Genomic DNA, 23,124 nt, shown 5'->3' on the forward strand with positions numbered 1-23,124 from the left:
TTGTGCTTAGGGGATACCTAGGGGCTTTCAGGAGGTCACGAGCGTATGCCGATCCGTTAGGGTCGTAACCAAGGCAAGAAGTAATGAGTGCAAATTCAGATTGCTTTTAATTACTCCGTAGTGAAGGTTGGACGATGAACGACGCTGCATCCGTCATCAATGGCGAGTCACTCGATCAGAATGACGCGATCGCAGTGATCGGCATGGCCTGCCGATTCCCGCAGGCGCCGACGATCGAATCCCTCTGGGAGCTGCTCAGCGGCGACGCGCACGCCATCACGGCCCGCCCGGCGGGCCGCGGGAACGGCGGGCCGGGCATTGACCAGGGCGGCTTCCTGGACCAGGTGGACCTCTTCGATGCCGCCTTCTTCGGCGTCTCCCCGCGCGAGGCCGCCTTCATGGACCCGCAGCAGCGGCTCATGCTGGAGGTCACCTGGGAGGCGCTGGAGAACGCCGGGATCGTGCCCGCCCAGCTGAACGGCCGGCGCCTCGGCGTCTTCATCGGCACCATCTGGGACGACTACGCCAAGCTCATCTACCGCGACGGCGTCGACGGCACGACCCAGCACACCACCACGGGCATCCACCGCAGCATCATCGCCAACCGGATCTCCTACTTCCTCGGCGTCAACGGCCCCAGCCTGGTGGTCGACTCCGGCCAGTCCTCCTCTCTGGTCGCGGTCCACCTGGCCTGCGAGAGCCTGCGCAGCGGCGAGATCGAGGCGGCCGTGGTCGGCGGCGTCAACCTCGCCCTGCTGGCCGAGACGACCGAACTCTCCGCGCGCTGGGGCGGCCTCTCCCCGGACGGCCGCTGCTACACCTTCGACAGCCGCGCCAACGGGTACGTCCGCGGCGAGGGCGCCGGCGCCGTCCTCCTGAAGCCGCTGTCGCGCGCCCTGGCCGACGGCGACCTCATCCACTGCGTGATCCGCGGCAGCGCGGTCAACAACGGCAGTGACGACTCGCTCACCACGCCGAGCCGGGCGGCGCAGGAGGACGTGCTCCGCCGCGCCTACGCCCGGGCGGGAGTGGCGCCGGCGCAGGTCCAGTACGTCGAGCTGCACGGCACCGGCACCCCGGTCGGCGACCCGATCGAGGCCGCCGCGCTCGGCGCGGTCCTGGGCCAGGCGCGGGACGCCGGACAGCCGCTGCGGGTCGGCTCGGTCAAGACGAACCTGGGACACCTGGAGGGCGCGGCCGGCATCGCCGGCCTGATCAAGGCGGCCCTTGCGCTCAGGCACCGCGAGATCCCCGCCAGCCTCAACTTCGAGTCGCCCAACCCGGCGATCCCGCTCGCCGAACTGAAGCTGCGGGTGCAGCAGGAGCGCGGCCCGTGGCCGGACGCCGAGCGGACGCTGCTGGCGGGCGTCAGCTCGTTCGGCATGGGCGGGACGAATGCGCACGTGGTGCTGGAGCAGGCGCCGGTGGTCTCGGCGGTTGTTGCTGAGGGTGTTGCTCCGGTGGTGACGCCTTGGGTGGTGTCGGGTCGTACGGCTTCTGCGCTGGCTGGGCAGGTTGAGCGGTTGCGGTCTGCGGTTGTGGGGCTGCGGCCGGTTGATGTGGGTTGGTCGCTGGCGGTGGGGCGTTCGGTGTTCGAGCACCGGGCTGTTCTGGTGGGCGACGAGACGGTGGAGGGTGTCGCCGGTTCTGGTCGGGTGGCTGTGATGTTCACCGGTCAGGGCGCTCAGCGCGTCAGCATGGGACAGGAGTTGTACGAGGCCTTCCCGGTGTTCGCGGCCGCTCTGGACGAGGTGCTCGGGCACCTGGACCCGTCGCTGCGGGAGGTGATCCTCTCCGGCACGGGTCTGGACGAGACGGGGAACACGCAGCCTGCCCTCTTCGCGCTGGAGGTTGCGCTGTTCCGCCTGGTCGAGTTGTGGGGTGTGAAGCCCGAGGTGCTGGCGGGTCACTCGATCGGTGAGATCGCTGCCGCGCATGTCGCGGGCGTGCTGTCCCTGGCGGATGCGTGCACGCTGGTGTCGGCGCGCGGACGCCTGATGCAGGCACTGCCGTCCGGTGGCGCGATGGTCGCGGTCCAGGCTTCGGAGGAGGCGGTCCTTCCGCTGCTGTCGGACACGGTCGCCATCGCGGCCGTCAACGGGCCGACGTCCGTTGTGCTGGCGGGTGTTGAGGCTGATGTCCTGGCGGTTGCTGCCGGGCTGGGGGTGAAGTTCAAGCAGCTGTCGGTGAGTCACGCGTTCCACTCGCCTTTGATGGACCCGATGCTGGCGGACTTCCGCCAGGTCGTCTCCGAACTGACGTTCCATGCTCCGCAGTTGCCGATCGTCTCGACGGTGACCGGTGAACTCGCCTCCGCGCAGGAGCTCCAGTCGGTGGACTACTGGGTGGAGCACGTGCGCCGTCCGGTCCGCTTCGCGGATGCGGTGCGCACGATCGAGGCCCGCGGTATCGACTCGCTCCTCGAACTGGGCCCGGACGCCGTGCTGTCCGCGATGGCCGCCGAGGTGACCGAGCTCCCGGCCGTCCCGGCGCTGCGCAAGGGCCGCCCGGAGGCGCAGCAGCTCGTCACGGCGCTCGCCCGCCTCCACGTGACCGGCACCCCCGTCGACTGGCAGGCCTACTACGCCAACTCTGGCGCCCAGCACGTCGACCTGCCCACCTACGCCTTCCAGCGGGAGCGCTACTGGCTGGACGACGCCCAGCCCTCGCCGCGCGTCGGTGCTGCGGTGGTGGCCTCCGCGCTCGCGCAGCAGTTCCACGGCCTGACCGCCGACGAGCGTGCCCAGTTGGTGACCGACCTGGTCGGAGCACACGTGGCCGCCGTCCTGGGCCAGGAGTCCGCCGTCGACATGCGGCGCCCGTTCAAGGATCTGGGTTTCGACTCCTTCATGGCGGTCGAGCTGCGCAACGGCCTGGCGAGTGCGACCGGCCTGCGCCTGCCCTCCGGGCTGCTCTTCGACTACCCGACGCCGCAGATCCTCGCCGAGCACATCCTGGACGAGACCGGGGGTGCGGACCTTGCCTCGTCCGCCGCCGGTGTCGTCCCGGCCGCCTTCGCGACCGACGAGCCGATCGCCATCGTCGGCATCGGCTGCCGGTTCCCCGGCGGTGTCGGCTCCCCGGAGGAGCTGTGGCGGCTGGTGGCCGGCGGCGCTGATGTGATCTCCGGTCTGCCGACCGACCGTGGCTGGGACCTGGACGGTCTCTACCACCCCGACCCCGAGCACTCCGGCACCACCTACGCGGGCCAGGGCGGATTCCTGCGCGACGCCGGCAGCTTCGACGCGCCGTTCTTCGGGATCTCGCCGCGTGAGGCCCTGGGGATGGACCCGCAGCAGCGGCTGCTGCTGGAGACCGCCTGGGAGACGTTCGAGCGCGCGGGCATCGACCCGGAGCTGGTCCGCGGCACGCAGACCGGTGTCTTCGTGGGCGCCACGGTCCAGGACTACGGCCCCCGCATGCACGAGGCCGCCGACGCGGTCGAAGGCTACGTGCTCACGGGCGGGACGCCCAGCATCATGTCCGGCCGTATCGCCTACACCTTCGGGCTGCTGGGTCCGGCCATGACGGTGGACACGGCGTGCTCCTCGTCGCTGGTGGCACTCCACCTGGCCGCGCAGGCGCTGCGCTCGGGCGAGTGCGAGATGGCTCTGGCGGGCGGCGTGGCCGTGATGTCGACGCCCGGGATGTTCCTGGAGTTCAGCCGGCAGCGCGGGTTGGCCGCTGACGGACGCTGCAAGGCGTTCTCGGCGGATGCGGACGGCACCGGCTGGGCCGAGGGGGTTGGCCTGCTGCTGGTCGAGCGGCTCTCCGACGCGCAGCGCAAGGGCCACAACGTCCTTGCCGTGCTGCGTGGTTCGGCGGTCAACCAGGACGGTGCGTCCAACGGGCTGACCGCGCCGAACGGTCCGTCGCAGCAGCGGGTGATCCGTCAGGCGCTGGCGAACGCGCGGCTGACGCCGGCCGATGTCGATGTGGTGGAGGCGCACGGGACGGGTACCCGGCTGGGTGACCCGATCGAGGCGGAGGCGCTGCTGGCGACCTACGGTCAGGATCACACCGCCGAACAGCCGCTCTGGCTGGGCTCGTTGAAGTCCAACATCGGCCACGCGCAGGCAGCTGCCGGTGTGGGTGGCGTGATCAAGATGATCGAGGCGATGCGGCACGGGGTCCTGCCTCGGACGCTGCACGTCGGTGAGCCGTCCCCGCTGATCGACTGGTCGGCTGGTGCGGTCGAGCTGCTGTCGGAGTCCCGCGACTGGCCGGAGACGGGTCGTCCTCGGCGGGCGGCGGTGTCGTCGTTCGGGATCAGCGGCACGAATGCGCATGTGGTGCTGGAGCAGGCGCCGGTGCTCTCGGCGGTTGCTGAGGGTGTTGCTCCGGTGGTGACGCCTTGGGTGGTGTCGGGTCGGACTTCGGGTGCGCTTCAGGGGCAGGTTGAGCGGTTGCGGTCGGCGGTTGCGGGGCTGCGGCCGGTTGATGTGGGTTGGTCGCTGGCGGTGGGGCGTTCGGTGTTCGAGCACCGGGCGGTGCTGGTGGGCGATGAGACGGTGGAGGGTGTCGCCGGTTCTGGTCGGGTGGGTGTGATGTTCACCGGTCAGGGTGCTCAGCGCGTGGGCATGGGCAAGGAGTTGTACGAGGCTTTCCCGGTGTTCGCGGCCGCTCTGGACGAGGTGCTCGGTCACCTGGACCCGTCGCTGCGGGAGGTGATCCTCTCGGGTGAGGGTCTGGACGAGACCGGGAACACGCAGCCTGCGCTCTTCGCGCTGGAGGTGGCGCTGTTCCGCCTGGTGGAGTCCTGGGGTGTGAAGCCCGAGGTGCTGGCGGGTCACTCGATCGGTGAGATCGCTGCCGCGCATGTCGCGGGCGTGCTGTCTCTGGCGGATGCGTGCGCGCTGGTGTCGGCACGCGGTCGGTTGATGCAGGCGCTGCCGGCCGGTGGCGCGATGGTCGCTGTCGCCGCGTCGGAGGAGACGGTCCTTCCGCTGCTGTCGGACAAGGTCGCCATCGCGGCCGTCAACGGGCCGACGTCCGTTGTGCTGGCGGGTGTTGAGGCTGATGTCCTGGCGGTTGCTGCCGGGCTGGGGGTGAAGTTCAAGCAGCTGTCGGTGAGTCACGCGTTCCACTCGCCTTTGATGGACCCGATGCTGGCGGACTTCCGGCAGGTCGTCTCCGGACTCACGTTCCATGCTCCGCAGTTGCCGATCGTCTCGACGGTGACCGGTGAACTTGCCTCCGCGCAGGAGCTCCAGTCGGTCGAGTACTGGGTGGAGCACGTGCGCCGTCCGGTCCGCTTCGCGGATGCGGTGCGCACGATCGAGGCCCGCGGTATCGACTCGCTCCTCGAACTGGGCCCGGATGCCGTGCTGTCCGCGATGGCCGCCGAGGTGACCGAGCTCCCGGCCGTCCCGGCGCTGCGCAAGGGCCGCCCGGAGGCGCAGCAGCTCGTCACGGCGCTCGCCCGCCTCCACGTGACCGGCACCCCCGTCGACTGGCAGGCCTACTACGCCAACTCCGGTGCCCAGCACGTCGACCTGCCCACCTACGCCTTCCAGCAGGAGCGGTACTGGCTGCTGGCCCCGGCTCCCACCGGCGATGTGTCGTCGGCGGGTCTGTCCTCCGCCGGGCACCCGCTGCTCGGCGCTGCGGTCGAACTCGCCGACGGCGAGGGCCTGGTCCTCACCGGACGGCTCTCCCTCTCCACCCACTCCTGGCTGGCCGATCACGCGGTCTTCGGGACTGTCCTGCTGCCCGGCACGGCGTTCGTCGAGCTGGCCACCCAGGCCGGCGACCGGGTCGGCTGCGACACCGTCGAGGAACTGACACTCGCCGCGCCGCTGGTCCTCTCCGAGCTTGGTGCGGTCCAGCTCCAGCTGACCGTGAGCGGCGCCGACGAGAGCGGCCGGCGCGAACTCACCGTGTACTCCCGCCCGGAGGGTGAGGACCAGCCGTGGGTGCGCCATGCCACTGCCGTCCTGGCCACCGCCGAGCCGGCCCCGGCCGTCGACCTCACCGTCTGGCCGCCGGCCGGCGCGACCGAGGTGGATCTGACGGGCGTCTACGGGCGTCTGGTGGATGAGGGCTACGCCTACGGCCCGGCGTTCCAGGGGCTCCGTGCGGTCTGGCAGCGCGACGGCGAGCTGTTCGCCGAGGTCGCCCTGCCGGACGAACTGCGCGCCGAGGCCGCCCTGTTCGCTCTTCACCCGGCCCTGCTGGACGCCGTCCTGCACCCCCTGCTGCGCGGCGTGGTCGACTCGGAGCGTCCCCGCGCTCTGCCGTTCGGCTGGTCCGGCGTCACCGTGCACACGGCGGGCGCGTCGAGCCTGCGGGTCCGGCTGACCTGGACCGGTGCTGAGACGGTGGCCCTGGAGCTGGCGGACGACGCCGGCACGCCGGTGGCCGCCGTGCGCGAACTGCTGTGGCGCGAGGCGAGCGTCGAATCGCTGCGCGGGGCCGGGGCACGGATGCACGACTCGCTGTACCGCGTGGCGTGGACCCCGGCGCCCGTCGCGTCTGCTGCGTCTGACGCGTCCGCCGCATCCGTCGCGGTGCTGGGCGGCGCGTCGGTGCCGGGCCTCCCGGCGGAGGTCGCCAACCACGAGGACCTGGCGGCGCTGGTTCGTGCGGTGGACGCCGGCGCGGCGGTTCCCGCCGTCGTCCTGGTGCCGGCGCAGAGCGGTGACCCGGTGGACGTGCCCGGCAGCGCCCGGCGTCTGACCTCCCAGCTGTTGGACCTGCTGCGGAGCTGGCTGGCCGACGAGCGGTTCGAGGCGTCCACGCTGGCGGTGCTGACCCAGGGTGCTGTCGCCACCTACGACGGCGCGGATGTCGAGGATCTGGCGCAGGCGGCCCTCTGGGGCCTGCTGCGCTCGGCGCAGACCGAGAACCCCGGCCGGTTCGTCCTGCTGGACGGCGACGGGCTGGAGGAGTCCGGCCGGCTGCTGCCCGCCGCCGTCACCTCCGGCGAGCTTCAGCTGGCCCTGCGCGCCGGTGCGGTGTTCGCCCCCCGCCTGGTCCGGGCGGTGGCGTCGTCGTCGGTCGAGCTGCCCGCGGGTCCGTTCGGTCCCGAGGGCACGGTGCTGGTCACCGGCGGCACCGGCGGTCTCGGCGCTCTGCTGGCCCGTCATCTGGTCACCGAGCACGGTGTCGGCCACCTGCTGCTGACCAGCCGTCGCGGTGCTGCGGCGCCGGGTGCCGAGGAGTTGGCCGCTGAGCTGACCGCCCTGGGCGCGCAGGTCACGCTCGCCGCGTGCGATGCGGCCGACCGTGCGGCGCTGGCCGAGCTGCTGGCCGAGATCCCGGCCTCGCAGCCGCTGACCGCCGTCGTCCACACCGCCGGTGTGCTCGACGACGGCGTGGTGCACAGCCTGAGCGCCGAGCAGCTGGACCGGGTGCTTCGGCCCAAGGTCGACGCCGCCTGGCACCTGCACGAGCTCACCGCCGACCTGGACCTGTCCGCCTTCGTCCTGTACTCCTCGATCTCCGGCCTGATCGGTGCGGCGGGGCAGGGCAACTACGCGGCGGCCAACACCTTCCTGGACGCGCTCGCGCACCACCGGCGCTCCAAGGGCAGCGCGGCGCTCGCGCTGGCCTGGGGCCTGTGGGCGCAGGGCGGCGGCATGGCCGACACGCTGGACGCCACCGACCTCCAGCGGATGGCCCGGGCCGGGGTCGCCCCGCTGGACCGCGCGGACGGGCTGGCGCTCTTCGACGCCTGCCTCACGCCGGGCCGCGAGCAGGCGCTGCTGGTGCCGATGAACCTGGACACCGCGCAGCTGCGGTCCCAGGCAGAGCGCGGAGAGGTGCATCAGCTGCTGAGCGGTCTGGCGCCCCGCCCGGCCCGCCGCAGCCGTTCCGCCGCCCGCGGCTCGGCCGCCGAGCCGCTGCGCCGCAGGCTGGCCGCGCTCAGCGCCGCCGAGCGCAACCGCGTGCTGGCCGACCTGGTCGGCACGCAGGTCGCAGCGGTGCTGGGGCACGCGAGCGGGGAGTCGGTGGACCCGGACCGGGCGTTCAAGGAGCTCGGCTTCGACTCGCTGACCTCGGTCGAGCTGCGCAACCAGCTCAATTCGGCCACCGGGCTGCGCCTGTCGACCACGCTGGTGTTCGACTACCCGAGCCCCCGGGCGGTGATCGACCACCTGGCGGCCGAGCTGGCGCAGGTGGAGGAGTCGGAGGAGCCGGCCGCAGGCCGCGGCGTGCGGTCGGTTCGGTCGGCCGACGCGGACGAGCCGCTGGCGATCGTCGGTATGGCCTGCCGCTACCCGGGCGGGGTCGCCTCGCCGGAGGACCTGTGGCGCCTGGTGGCGACCGGTACCGACGCGATCTCCGGTCTGCCGGAGAACCGTGGATGGGACGCCGACCTCTACGACCCGGACCCCGAGCGCCCCGGCAAGACCTACGTCCGCGAGGGCGGGTTCCTGCACGACGCGGGCCTCTTCGACCCGGCGTTCTTTGGGATCTCGCCGCGTGAGGCCCTGGGGATGGACCCGCAGCAGCGCCTGCTGCTGGAGACCGCCTGGGAGACCTTCGAGCGCGCCGGCCTCGACCCGGCCACCCTGAAGGGCAGCCAGACCGGCGTCTTCGCCGGCGTGATGTACCACGACTACGCGCCCAAGGTCGGCCAGATGCCGGAGGATCTGGAAGGCATCCTGCTGACCGGCAACACCGGAAGCGTCATCTCCGGGCGGCTCTCCTACACCTTCGGTCTGACCGGCCCTGCCGTCACCGTGGACACCGCGTGCTCCTCCTCGCTGGTCGCTCTGCACCTGGCGGCGCAGGCGCTGCGCTCGGGCGAGTGCGACCTGGCGCTGGCCGGCGGCGTGACGGTCATGTCGACCCCGGGCACCTTCGTCGAGTTCAGCCGCCAGCGCGGGCTGGCCCCGGACGGCCGTTCGAAGTCCTTCTCGGCGGACGCCGACGGTACGGGCTGGGCCGAGGGCGTGGGCCTGCTGCTGGTCGAGCGGCTCTCCGACGCGCAGCGCAACGGCCACAACATCCTTGCCGTGGTCCGTGGTTCGGCGGTCAACCAGGACGGTGCGTCCAACGGCCTGACCGCCCCCAACGGTCCTGCTCAGCAGCGCGTCATCCGCCAGGCGCTGGCCAGCGCCCGACTGACGCCCGCCGACGTGGACGCGGTCGAGGCGCACGGAACCGGCACCCGGCTGGGCGACCCGATCGAGGCGGAGGCGCTGCTGGCCACCTACGGTCAGCAGCACACCGCCGAACAGCCGCTCTGGCTGGGCTCGTTGAAGTCCAACATCGGCCACACCCAGGCCGCCGCCGGCGTCGGCGGGGTGATCAAGATGGTGATGGCGATGCGCGCGGGCGTGCTGCCCAGGACTCTCCACGTCGAGCAGCCGTCGCCGATGATCGACTGGGAGTCGGGCGCGGTGGAGCTGCTGACCGAGGCTCGGCAGTGGCCCGAGACCGGTCGCCCGCGCCGGGCCGCCGTCTCCTCCTTCGGTATCAGCGGCACCAACGCGCACGTGATCCTCGAACAGGCCGCACCGGCGGCAACCGGTCAGCAGGCACCCGCTGTTGACCCTGCCGCGCCCGCCGTCCTGCCGTGGGTGGTCTCCGCCCGCGGCGAGGCCGCGCTGCGCGAGCAGGCCGCGGCGCTGCACACCTTCGCAGGCGCGTCCGACGCACCTGACGCCCCGCGTCCGCAGGACATCGGCCGCTCGCTGGCCGAGACCCGGACGCTGCACGAGCACCGCGCCGTCGTCCTCGGCGCGGACCGCGAGCAGCTGCTGACGGCCCTGGAGGCGCTGGCCACCGGCGCACCGGCGCCCGGCCTGGTGGCGGGGGCGGCCGGCGGAAGCCGGGACAAGACCGTCTTCGTCTTCCCCGGCCAGGGCTCGCAGTGGGTCGGCATGGCGACCGAACTGCTGGACACCTCACCGGTGTTCGCCGAGTCGATCGCCGCCTCGGCGGCGGCGCTCGCACCGTTCACCGACTGGTCGCTGCTCGACGTGCTGCGCGAGGTGGCCGAGGACCCGGCCGACTCCTCGCTGGCCCGGGTGGACATCGTCCAGCCGACCCTGTTCGCCGTCATGGTGGCGCTGGCCGCCGTCTGGCGCTCCTACGGTGTGGAACCCGCGGCCGTGATCGGCCACTCGCAGGGCGAGATCGCCGCGGCCTGCGTGGCCGGCGCGCTCAGCCTGGAGGACGCCGCACGCATCGTGGCGCTGCGCAGTCAGGCGCTGCTGGCGCTGGCCGGGCAGGGCGGCATGATGTCGGTGCCGCTGCCCAGGGAGCGCACCGTCGAGCGGCTGGCCGGCTGGGGCGAGCGGATCTCGGTGGCCGCCGTCAACGGACCGTCCTCCACCGTCGTCTCCGGCGACTCCGCGGCGCTGGACGAGCTCTACCAGGCGCTGGTGGCCGACGAGGTCAAGGCGCGCAGGATCCCGGTGGACTACGCCTCGCACTCCGCCCACGTGGAGCTGATCGAGGAGCAGCTCGCCGAGCTGCTGGCGCCGGTGCGCCCGCGTCCCGCACAGGTGCCGTTCCTGTCCACGGTCACCGCCGACTGGGTGGACGGCACCGGCATGGACGCCGCCTACTGGTACCGCAACCTGCGTCAGACCGTGCTCCTGGAGGACGCCACGCGGGCGCTGCTGGAGCAGAAGTACGACGTCTTCCTCGAGATGAGCCCGCACCCGGTGCTCGCCGTGGGCATCGAGGAGACCGTCGAGGCGACCGGTGCGGACGCACTCTTCCTCGGCTCGCTGCGGCGCGGCCGCGGCGGCCTGGCGCAGCTGCTGGGCTCGATCGCCGGTGCGTTCGCGGCCGGCGTGCCGGTCGACTGGAGTGCCGCCTTCACCGGCACCGACGCCCGGCGGGTCGACCTGCCGACCTACGCCTTCCAGCACGAGCACTTCTGGCTGTCCGCCGAGGCGGGCGTCGGTGACGTGTCCTCGGCCGGCCTGACCGCCGCCGGGCACCCGCTGCTCGGCGCTGCGGTCGAACTCGCCGACGGCGACGGCCTGGTGCTCACCGGCCGGCTCTCCCGGCAGACCCACCCGTGGCTGGTGGACCACACCGTCTTTGACACCGTGCTGCTGCCCGGGACGGCCTTCGTCGAGCTGGCCACCCAGGCCGGCGACCGGGTCGGCTGCGACAGCGTCGAGGAGCTGACCCTCGCCGCGCCGCTGATCCTGCCCGAGCAGGGCGCGATCCAGCTCCAGCTCGCCGTGGGCGCGCCGGACCCGAACGGCCGCCGCGAGCTGGCCGTGCACTCCCGCCCCGAGGGCGGGGAGCAGCCGTGGACCCGCAACGCCACCGCCACGCTGGCCCCGGCCGAGCCGGCCCCGGCCGTCGACCTCACCGCCTGGCCGCCGTCCGGCGCCGAGGAGGTGGACCTCGCCGGCGGCTACCAGCGCCTCGCGGAGGCCGGGTTCGGCTACGGCCCGCTCTTCCAGGGGCTGCGCCGGCTGTGGCAGCGCGGCGCCGACGAGGTCTTCGCCGAGGTCGCCCTGGCCGAGGAACTCGCCTCCGAGGCAGGCAGTTTCGCTCTGCACCCGGCCCTGCTGGATGCCGCGCTGCACCTGCTGCTGCCCGGCGTGACCCGTGGTGAGCGCCAGGCGGGCCTGCCGTTCGCCTGGTCCGGGGTGCGGGTGCACGCCACCGGCGCCCGCATGCTGCGGGTCCGGGCCACCTTCACCGGCCCCGACGCGGCCTCCTTCGTGCTGGCCGACGGCGCCGGCGCGCCGGTCGCCACCGTCGAGAGCCTGACGCTGCGGCCGATCTCGCCGGAGGCCCTGCGCGGCAGCGGCACCGGCACCGGCCGATCGGATGCACTGTTCGGCCTCGACTGGCCGACCCTGCCCACCGTCGAGGCGGGTACCGACCGGTACGACGCGAGCGGCTGGGCGCTGGTCGGCGCCACCCATGAACTCACCGAGGCCACCGGCGCCACGGTCCATCCGGACCTGGCCGCACTGGTGGACTCGGTGGCCCGAGGCGCCACGGCTCCTGCGGTGACGATCCTGCCCATTGAGGGCGGCGGAATCGATGCCCACACCGCGGGGGCCGCGGCGCACCGCGTGCTCGAACTGACCCGCGCCTGGCTGGCCGACGAGCGCCTGGCCGACACCCGGCTGCTGGCGGTGTTCCGCGGCGCGGTCGCCGCCCGCTCCGGTGAGCCGGTCACCGACCCGGCCGCCGCCACCGCCTGGGGCCTGCTGCGCTCGGCGCAGACCGAGAACCCCGACCGCTTCGTCCTGCTCGACACCGACAGCGCGCTGCTGCCGGCCCGGGCGCTGGCCGCGGCGATCGATGCGGGTGAGCGTGAACTGGCACTGCGCTCCGGCGAGTTGCACGCCGCCCGGCTCTCCCGCTCGGCCACCGGCGAGGACCTGCTGCCCACTCCGGACGTCCCCGAGTGGCGGGTGGTCGCCCCGGTCAAGGGCACCCTGCGCAACCTGGCCATCGCCCCCTGCCCCGAGGTGGCGGCGCCGCTGCGCGCCGGCGAGGTCCGGGTCGCGCTGCGCGCGGCCGGCCTGAACTTCCGCGACGTCCTGGTGGCGCTCGGCCTGGTGCCCGAGAACGGCGCCCAGATGGGCCGCGAGGGCGCGGGCGTGGTCATCGAGGTCGGTCCCGGCGTCGACGACCTGCGGGTCGGCGACCAGGTGATGGGCCTGTTCGACGGCGCCTTCGCCTCGGTGGCGATCGGCGACCGGCGGCTGATCGCCCGGATGCCCGACGGGTGGACGTTCGCCCAGGCGGCAGCCATTCCGGTGGTCTTCCTCACCGCGTACTACGGTCTGGTCGACCTCGGCCAGGTCCGCCCGGGTGAGTCGGTGCTGGTGCACGCGGCGGCCGGCGGCGTCGGCATCGCGGCCGTCCAGCTCGCCCGCCACCTGGGCGCCGAGGTCTACGGCACGGCCAGCCCCGGCAAGTGGGACACGCTGCGCGCGCTCGGCCTGGACGACGACCACATCGCCTCCTCGCGCACGCTGGACTTCGAAGCGCAGTTCCAGCGGGTGAGCGGCGGACGCGGCGTCGACGTGGTCCTCAACTCGCTTGCGGCCGAGTACATCGACGCCTCGCTGCGGCTGATGCCCGGCGGCGGCCGGTTCCTGGAGATGGGCAAGACGGACATCCGCGACGCGGACCGCCTCGCCGCCGACCACCCCGGGGTGGACTACCAGGTGTACGACCTCACCGTGCTCGCCCGCACCGAGCCGGGCGCCGTCGGCGGCGTGCCGGACCGGGTGCAGGAGATGCTGGTCGAGATCCTGGCCCTGTTCGAGAAGGGCGTCTTCGCGCCGCTGCCCGTCACCGCCTGGGACGTGCGCCGCGCACCGGAGGCGTTCCGCTTCCTGCAGCAGGGACGCAACGTCGGCAAGGTCGTGCTGACCGTCCCCGCCCGCCCGGCCCCCGGCGGCACGGTGCTGATCACCGGCGCCACCGGCGGTCTCGGCACCCTCGCCGCCCGCCACCTGGTCACCGAGTACGGGGTGCGCGACCTGCTGCTGACCAGTCGGCGCGGTGCCGCGGCACCGGGCGCCGAGGAGCTGGCGGCCGAACTGACCGCGCTCGGCGCCCGGGTCACCCTGGCGGCCTGCGACGTGGCCGACCGCGCGGCGCTGGCCGAGCTGCTCGCCGCGATCCCGGTTGAGCACCCGCTGACCGGCGTGGTGCACACCGCGGGCGTGCTGGACGACGGCGTCGTCGCCGACATGACGCCCGAGCAGCTGGACCAGGTGATGCGGCCCAAGGTCGACGCGGCCTGGCACCTGCACGAGCTGACCGCCGACCTGGACCTGTCCATGTTCGTGCTCTACTCCTCGGTCGGCGGCCTGATGGGCGCCGGCGGCCAGGGCAACTACGCGGCGGCCAACGGCTATCTCGACGCACTGGCCCAGCACCGCCGCCGCCAGGGCCTGCCCGCCGTCTCGGTGGCGTGGGGCCTGTGGGCCGAGGCCAGCGGGATGACCGGCCACCTGGACGAGACCGACCTGCGCCGGATGGCCCGCGGCGGACTGATCGCACTCTCCTCCGGCGAGGGCATGGAGCTGTTCGACTCCGCCCAGTCGCTCGGCGAGCCCGTCGTGGCGGCCACCAAGCTGGACGTCGCGGCCCTCGGCCGACAGGGCGCGAGCCTGCTGCCGCTCTTCCGCGGCCTGGTCCGTGCCGTGCCGCGGCGCGCCGTGGCCGGACTTGCGGTGGAGAACTCCGCCACCCTGGAGCAGCGGCTCGCCGGCCTGCCGGACGCCGAGCGCGACCGACTGCTGATCGACCTGGTGCGCACCCAGGCCGCCACCGTCCTCGGCCACGCGGGCGCGGACTCCGTGGAGCAGGACCGCGCCTTCAAGTCCCTCGGCTTCGACTCGCTCACCTCGGTCGAACTGCGCAACCGGCTCAACGCCGCCACCGGACTGCGGCTGCCCACCGCGCTGGTCTTCGACTACCCGACGCCCGTCGAACTGGCCGGCTACCTCAAGGAGCAGTTCGTCGTCGAGGACGTCCCGGCCGCGGCGCCCGTCCTGGCCGAACTCGACCGTCTCAAGGGCAGCCTGGGCGCCCTGCTGGGCGACGAGGCCGCGCGGACCGAGATCGGCGACCGGCTGGCCGAGCTGCTCGCCCTCTGCGGACGGGACGCCCTTCCGGCCGCCGCATCCGCTGCGTCCGTGGAGGAGAGCGCCGACGACGCGCTGGACTCCGCGACCGACGACGAGCTGTTCGCGCTGATCGACGGGGGACTGGAATGACGTCCTCCACCTGCACTGTGCTGACCCTGCTGACTCTGCGACACCCCGAAAGGCTGAACTCGCGTGGCTGAGGAACAGAAACTCCGCGACTACCTCAAGCGAGCCATCAACGACGCCCGCGAGGCGCACCGCAAGCTCCGCGAGGTCGAGGAGAAGGAGCACGAGCCGATCGCGATCGTCGGCATGGGCTGCCGATTCCCCGGCGGCGTGGGCTCGGCGAGCGAGCTGTGGGACCTGGTGGCGGCCGAGACCGACGCCGTCGGGCCCTTCCCCGAGGAGCGCGGCTGGCCCGCGGACCTCTACGACGCGGACCCCAAGCGCTCCGGCAGGAGCTACACCCGCGAGGGCGGCTTCCTGCACGAGGCGGGACGGTTCGACGCGCCGTTCTTCGAGATCTCGCCACGTGAGGCGCTCGCCATGGACCCCCAGCAGCGCCTGCTGCTGGAGGTCGCCTGGGAGACCGCCGAGCACGCCGGGATCCGGCCGACCAGCCTGCGCGGCAGCCGCACCGGCGTCTTCGTCGGCGCCACCGGACAGGACTACGGCCCGCGCATGCAGGACGCGCCGCCGAGCGTGGAGGGCCTGGTCCTCACCGGCAGCACCTCCAGCATCATGTCCGGCCGGGTCGCGTACCACCTCGGCCTGACCGGCCCCGCCGTCACGCTGGACACCGCGTGCTCGTCGTCGCTGGTGGCACTCCACCTGGCGGCGCAGGCGCTGCGCTCGGGCGAGTGCGACCTGGCGCTGGCCGGCGGCATCATGATCATGGCGACCCCCGGCACCTTCATCGAGTTCAGCCGCCAGCGCGGGCTGTCGGCAGACGGCCGGTGCAAGTCCTTCTCGGCGGACGCTGACGGCACGGGCTGGGGCGAGGGCGTCGGCATGCTGCTGGTCGAGCGGCTCTCCGACGCGCAGCGCAACGGGCACCAGGTGCTCGCGGTGGTCCGCGGCACCGCCGTCAACCAGGACGGCGCGTCCAACGGCCTCACCGCCCCCAACGGCCGGGCCCAGCAGCGCGTCATCCGCGACGCCCTGGCCGCCGCCCGGCTGACCTCGGCCGAGGTCGACGTGGTGGAGGCGCACGGGACGGGCACCCGGCTGGGTGACCCGATCGAGGCGGAGGCGCTGCTGGCCACCTACGGCAAGGAGCGCGGCGAGGACGCTCCGCTGTGGCTGGGCTCGGTGAAGTCGAACATCGGCCACACCCAGCACGCGGCGGGAGTCGCGGGTGTGATCAAGATGGTCGCGGCGATGCGGCACGGGGTCCTGCCTCGGACGCTGCACGCCGGTGAGCCGACGCCGATGGTGGACTGGTCGGCGGGTGCGGTCGAGGTGCTGTCGGAGTCGCGGGCGTGGCCGGAGACGGGTCGTCCTCGGCGGGCGGCGGTGTCGTCGTTCGGCGTGAGCGGGACGAATGCGCATGTGGTGCTGGAGCAGGCGCCGGTGGTCTCGGCGGTTGCTGAAGGTGTTGCTCCGGTGGTGACGCCGTGGGTGGTGTCGGGTCGGACTGCGGGTGCGCTTCAGGGGCAGGTTGAGCGGTTGCGGTCTGCGGTTGTGGGGCTGCGGCCGGTTGATGTGGGTTGGTCGCTGGCGGTGGGGCGTTCGGTGTTCGAGCACCGGGCTGTTCTGCTGGGCGATGAGACGGTGGAGGGTGTCGCCGGTTCTGGTCGGGTGGCGGTGATGTTCACCGGTCAGGGCGCTCAGCGCGTGGGCATGGGCAAGGAGTTGTACGAGGCTTTCCCCGCCTTCGCGGCCGCTCTGGACGAGGTGCTCGGTCACCTGGACCCCTCGTTGCGCGAGGTGATTCTCTCCGGCACGGGTCTGGACGAGACGGGGAACACGCAGCCTGCGCTGTTCGCGCTGGAGGTGGCGCTGTTCCGCCTGGTGGAGTCGTGGGGTGTGAAGCCCGAGGTGCTGGCGGGTCACTCGATCGGTGAGATCGCTGCCGCGCATGTCGCGGGCGTGCTGTCCCTGGCGGATGCGTGCACGCTGGTGTCGGCGCGCGGACGCCTGATGCAGGCACTGCCGTCCGGTGGCGCGATGGTCGCGGTCCAGGCTTCGGAGGAGGCGGTCCTTCCGCTGCTGTCGGACAAGGTCGCCATCGCGGCCGTGAACGGGCCGACGTCCGTTGTGCTGGCGGGTGTTGAGGCTGATGTCCTGGCGGTTGCTGCCGGGCTGGGGGTGAAGTTCAAGCAGCTGTCGGTGAGTCACGCGTTCCACTCGCCTTTGATGGACCCGATGCTGGCGGACTTCCGCCAGGTCGTCTCCGAACTCACGTTCCACGCACCGCAGTTGCCGATCGTCTCGACGGTGACCGGTGAACTCGCCTCCGCGCAGGAGCTCCAGTCGGTGGACTACTGGGTGGAGCACGTGCGCCGTCCGGTCCGCTTCGCGGACGCGGTGCGCACGATCGAGGCCCGCGGTATCGACTCGCTCCTTGAACTGGGCCCGGACGCCGTGCTGTCCGCGATGGCCGCCGAGGTCACCGAGCTCCCGGCCGTCCCGGCGCTGCGCAAGGGCCGCCCGGAGGCGCAGCAGCTCGTCACGGCGCTGGCCCGCCTCCACGTGACCGGCACGCCCGTCGACTGGCAGGCCTACTACGCCAACTCCGGCGCCCAGCACGTCGACCTGCCCACCTACGCGTTCCAGCACGAGAACTACTGGCTGGTCCCGTCCTCCACGGACGCGGCGGAGTACGTTGCGCCGGCCGTTGAGCGGACCGCGCCGCGCCCCGGCCGTGGGTCGAGCGAACTGATCGACGAACTGGCGGAGTTGAGCGAGGCAGACCAGGAGAAGCGGCTCCTCGATCTGGTCCGCGAGCAGCTCGCCGGGGTTCTCGGCTACGCCGACCCGCAGAGCGTGGGCGCCACCCAGATCTTCACCGAGCTGGGTCTGACCTCGATGACGGCGGTCGACCTGCGCGACGGTCTGAACGCGGCGACCGGTCTGCGTATCCCGGCCACGGTCGGGTTCGACCACCCGACTCCGCAGGCCGTTGCCGCCTACCTCAAGGCGGAGCTGCTCGGTTCGGACGGCGTCCAGCGGACCTTCGCGGCCGGCCGGGCGAGCGACGAGCCGATCGCGATCGTGGGCATGGCCTGCCGCTATCCGGGAGGCACCGCGTCCCCCGAGGATCTGTGGCGTCTGGTGTCCGAGGGCATCGACGCGGTCGGCCCGCTGCCCACCGGCCGCGGCTGGGACGAGGACCTGTACGACCCGGACCCCGACCGCTCGGGCAAGAGTTACGCCCGCGAGGGCGGATTCCTCTACAACGCGGACGAGTTCGACGCACAGTTCTTCGGGATATCGCCGCGTGAGGCCCTGGGGATGGACCCGCAGCAGCGCCTGCTGCTGGAGACTGCCTGGGAGACGTTCGAGCGCGCGGGCATCGACCCGGAGACGGTTCGCGGCGGCCAGATCGGTGTCTTCGCCGGAGGCAACGGCGCGGACTACGCGACCATGATGACCCGTGCGCCGGAGGGTGTCGACGGCTACCTGATGACGGGCAACGCGGCCAGCGTGGTCGCCGGCCGCATCTCGTACGCCCTCGGTCTCGAAGGTCCGGCCATGACGGTGGACACGGCGTGCTCCTCGTCGCTGGTGGCACTCCACCTGGCTGCTCAGGCGCTGCGCTCGGGCGAGTGCGAGATGGCCCTGGTCGGCGGTGTGACGGTGATGTCGACGCCCGGCACGTTCATCGAGTTCAGCCGGCAGCGCGGGTTGGCCGCCGACGGACGCTGCAAGGCGTTCTCGGCGGACGCGGACGGCACCGGTTGGGCCGAGGGTGTGGGCATGCTGCTGGTCGAGCCGCTTTCGCAGGCGCGCAGGAAGGGGCACCAGGTGCTCGCGGTGGTCCGCGGCACGGCGGTGAACCAGGACGGTGCGTCCAACGGGCTGACCGCGCCGAACGGTCCGTCGCAGCAGCGGGTGATCCGCCAGGCGCTGGCGAACGCTCGGCTGACGCCGGCCGAGGTCGATGTGGTGGAGGCGCACGGGACGGGTACCCGGCTGGGTGACCCGATCGAGGCGGAGGCGCTGCTGGCGACCTACGGTCAGGATCACACCGCCGAACAGCCGCTCTGGCTGGGCTCGTTGAAGTCCAACATCGGCCACGCGCAGGCAGCTGCCGGTGTGGGTGGCGTGATCAAGATGGTCGAGGCGATGCGGCACGGTGTCCTGCCGAAGACGCTGCACGCGGACCAGCCCTCGCCGCTGATCGACTGGTCGGCCGGTGCGGTCGAGCTGCTGACGGAGGCCCGGCCGTGGCCGGAGACCGGGCGGCCCCGGCGGGCGGCGGTGTCGTCGTTCGGAGCCAGCGGGACGAATGCGCATGTGGTGCTGGAGCAGGCGCCGGTGCTCTCGGCGGTTGCTGAGGGTGTTGCTCCGGTGGTGACGCCTTGGGTGGTGTCGGGTCGGACTTCGGGTGCGCTTCAGGGGCAGGTTGAGCGGTTGCGGTCTGCGGTTTCGGGGCTGCGGCCGGTTGATGTGGGTTGGTCGCTGGCGGTGGGGCGTTCGGTGTTCGAGCACCGGGCTGTTCTGGTGGGCGATGAGACGGTGGAGGGTGTCGCGGCCGGTTCTGGTCGGGTGGGTGTGATGTTCACCGGTCAGGGTGCTCAGCGTGCGGGTATGGGACGGGAGTTGTACGAGGCCTTCCCCGCCTTCGCCGCCGCTCTCAACGAGGTGCTCGGGCACCTGGACCCGTCGCTGCGCGAGGTGATCCTCTCCGGCGCGGGCCTGGACGAGACCGGGAACACGCAGCCTGCCCTCTTCGCACTGGAGGTGGCACTCTTCCGCCTGGTGGAGTCGTGGGGCGTCAAGCCCGACGTGCTGGCGGGTCACTCGATCGGTGAGATCGCTGCCGCGCATATCGCCGGTGTCCTGTCTCTGGTGGATGCGTGCACGCTGGTGTCGGCACGCGGACGCCTGATGCAGGCCCTGCCCGCCGGTGGCGCGATGGTCGCGGTCGCCGCCTCCGAGGAGACGGTCCTTCCGCTGCTCTCGGACACGGTCGCCATCGCCGCCGTCAACGGACCAACCTCAGTCGTCCTGGCGGGTGTTGAGGTCGACGTCCTGAAGGCCGCTGTCGAGCTGGGGGTGAAGTTCAAGCAGCTGTCGGTCAGCCACGCGTTCCACTCACCGCTGATGGACCCGATGCTCGCCGACTTCCGCCAGGTCGTCTCCGGACTCACCTTCCACGCACCGAAGTTCCCGATCGTCTCCACGGTCACCGGTGAACTCGCCTCCGCGCAGGAGCTCCAGTCCGTCGACTACTGGGTGGAGCATGTCCGCCGCCCGGTCCGCTTCGCTGATGCGGTGCGCACCATCGAGGCCCGCGGCATCGACTCGCTCCTCGAACTGGGCCCGGACGCCGTCCTGTCCGCGATGGCCGGCGACATCACCGAGCTCCCGGCCGTCCCGGCCCTGCGCAAGGGCCGCCCGGAGGCACACCAGCTGGTCACGGCCCTGGCCCGCCTCCACGTGACCGGCACCCCGGTCGACTGGCGCGCCTACTACGCCAACTCCGGCGCCCAGCACGTCGACCTGCCCACCTACGCCTTCCAGCGGGAGTCGTACTGGCTGGTGCCCGTCCAGGAGAGCGCCGATGTGGTCTCCGCGGGCCTGTCCTCCGCCGGGCACCCGCTGCTCGGTGCGGCCGTCGAACTCGCCAACGGCGAGGGCCTGGTCCTCACTGGACGGCTCTCCCTCCCCACCCACCCCTGGCTCGCCGACCACGCGGTCGCCGGTGCGGTGCTGCTGCCCGGCACGGCCTTCGTGGAGATGGCGATCCAGGCCGGTGACCGGGTCGGCTGCGAGACCATCGAGGAACTGACCCTCGCCGCCCCGCTGATCCTGGCCGAGCGCGACGCCGTACAGCTCCAGCTCACCGTCGGCGCGCCGGACGAGGCGGGTCGCCGCATCCTGGGCGTTCACGCCCGGCCCGCGGGCGAGGACGGCGACGACGAGCCGTGGGTCCAGCACGCCTCCGGCGTCCTGGCACCGGCCGCAGCCGCTACCGTCCCCGCTGATCTGCTGGAGTGGCCGCCGGTCGGCGCGACCGAGGTCGATGTCGAGGGCGCGTACGAGCGGCTCGCCGGCCAGGGGTACGGCTACGGTCCGGCGTTCCAGGGCCTGCGGCGCGCCTGGCGGCTGGACGAGGAGGTGTACGCCGAGGTCGTCCTGCCCGAGGCGCAGGCCATGGACGCGGGTCTGTTCACCCTGCACCCGGCGCTGCTCGACGCCACCCTGCACGCCGTGATGCTCAAGGCACTGGAGGACGCCTCGGAACCGGCGCTGCCGTTCTCCTGGGGCGGGGTCACCGTGCATGCCACGGGGGCGGCCGAGTTGCGGGTGCGGTTCACGTCGACCGGGCCCGACACCGTCTCGCTGGTGATCGCGGACGGCGCCGGCAAGCCGGTCGCCGAGGCCGACTCGCTGCTCTGGCGGACCGTCTCGGTGGACGCGCTCACCAGTGCGCGGACCGCGTACCACGAGGCGCTCTTCCAGGTGGAGCGGACCAAGGTCGCCACCGGCCCGAGCGGCTCGTCCGCCGCCGACTGGGTTCTGCTCGGCAACGACGAACTCGGCCTGGCATACGGCCTGTTCGAGGACCTGCCGCGCTACCAGCAGGTGGCCGGGCTGCTCGACGCGGTGGAGCAGGGCGCGCCGCTCCCGGCCGTGGCGCTGACGGCACTGCCGTCGGGTACCGGCACGGGCAGTGATGTACCGCAGGCCGTACGGGAGTTGACCTACCGGGCGCTGGAGCTGGCGCAGGACTGGCTGGCCGACGAGCGGTTGGCGGACTCGACGCTTCTGGTCGTCGCGCGCGGCGCGGAGGACGGGGATCTCGCATTGGCCTCCGCCTGGGCGCTGCTGCGTTCGGCGCAGACCGAGAACCCCGGTCGGATCGTCCTGCTGGACCTGGACACTTCCGGCCCTCCCGGTTCCGAGCCGGGGGCGATGCTGCTCGCCGCCGCAGGCTGCGGAGAGCCCCAACTCGCCCTGGTCGAGGGCGAGCTGCTCGCACCGCGGCTGACCCGGATGCCGATGGTCGCGACGAACGGCACGGACCGGGCCGACCTGGACGGGCCGGTGTCGTTCGACCCCGAGGGCACCGTGCTGGTCACCGGCGCGACCGGTGTGCTCGGCGGGATGCTGGCCCGGCACCTGGTGGTCGAGCACGGCGTGCGCCACCTGCTGCTGACCAGCCGCCGCGGCCCGGCAGCGGACGGCGCCGCCGAGCTGACCGCCGAACTGGCCTCGCTCGGCGCCGAGGTCAGGGTCGCCGCGTGCGACGCGGCCGACCGGGACTCCCTGGCGCGGCTGCTCGCCTCGATCCCCTCGGAGCACCCGCTCGGCGCCGTCGTCCACACCGCGGGTGTCGCCGACGACGGTGTCATCGGCTCACTGACGCCCCAGCGGGTCGACGGGGTCCTGCGTCCCAAGGTGGACGGCGCGTGGAACCTGCACGAGCTGACCCGGGACCTACCGCTCACGGCGTTCGTGCTGTTCTCCTCCGCCGCCGCCGTCTTCGGCGCCCCGGGGCAGGGCAACTACGCGGCCGCCAACGCCTTCCTGGACGCACTGGCCGAGCACCGCCACCGTGCCGGCCTGCCCGCCACCGCGCTGTCCTGGGGCCTGTGGGCGCAGGCCAGCGGGATCACCGGCCACCTGGGCGAGGCCGACCTGCAGCGTATGATCCGCGCCGGTCTGCTGCCGCTCACCGCGGAGGACGGCCTGTCGCTGTTCGGGACCGCCCTCGCCGCGCGACGGCCCTGGGTGCTGCCGATGCGGCTGGACGTCAAGGCCCTGCGGGCGCAGGGCGAGGCCCTGCCCGCGATCCTGCGCGGTCTGGTGCGGGTCGCACCGCGGCGCGCGGTGGCGGGCGGAGCAGCGGCAGGGGAGGGCCAGTCGGCGCTCGGCCAGCGGCTCGCCGGCCTGTCGCCGGCCGAACAGGACGCCGTACTGAACGAGTTGGTCTGCACGCAGGTCGCCACCGTGCTCGGCTTCGGGGATCTGGAACAGGTCGCGGCGGAGCGGGCGTTCAAGGAACTCGGCTTCGACTCGCTCACCGCCGTGGACCTGCGCAACCGGCTCAACGCGACGACCGGACTGCGGCTGCCGGCCACCCTGATCTTCGACTACCCGACCCCGCAGGCGCTCGCCGCGCATCTGCGGGAGGAACTCGTCGACACCGGGCTCTCCCCGGAGCGGCTGGTCCTGGAGCGGATCGAGGCACTGGAGGCGGCGCTGACCGGCATCGAGCTGGACGACATCGCGCTCGGTCAGACCCGGCTGCGACTGAAGGCGCTGATGTCCGCGTGGGACGGCAGCGCAGCGGCAGCAGAGAGTACCGACGTGGCCGGGGAGATCGAGTCGGCATCCGTCGAGGAAATGTATGAATTCGTCGGAAAGGAATTCGGAATCACCTTCGACTAGCGGTAGCAGCAGG

General features: G+C 72.7%; 2 protein-coding genes. Both read left to right on the forward strand.

From position 1 onward, the window contains the following. Nucleotides 1–134 precede the first annotated feature (134 nt). Entirely contained in the window at nucleotides 135–14,675 is a 14,541-nt protein-coding gene (locus P3T37_RS02335) for a type I polyketide synthase (protein WP_280721664.1), read from the forward strand. A gap of 63 nt (nucleotides 14,676–14,738) precedes the next feature. Continuing rightward, nucleotides 14,739–23,111: a type I polyketide synthase gene (locus P3T37_RS02340; RefSeq protein WP_280721665.1), complete on the forward strand. Its 8,373-nt coding sequence runs from the start codon at nucleotides 14,739–14,741 to the stop codon at nucleotides 23,109–23,111. The last annotated feature ends 13 nt before the right edge of the window (nucleotides 23,112–23,124 follow it).

Source organism: Kitasatospora sp. MAA4, from assembly GCF_029893355.1.
Classification (GTDB): Bacteria; Actinomycetota; Actinomycetes; order Streptomycetales; family Streptomycetaceae; genus Kitasatospora.

Excerpts from the sequence above, each read along its gene's own strand:
- P3T37_RS02335 (WP_280721664.1), top strand. The coding sequence starts at position 135 with ATGAACGACGCTGCATCCGTCATCAATGGCGAGTCACTCGATCAGAAT.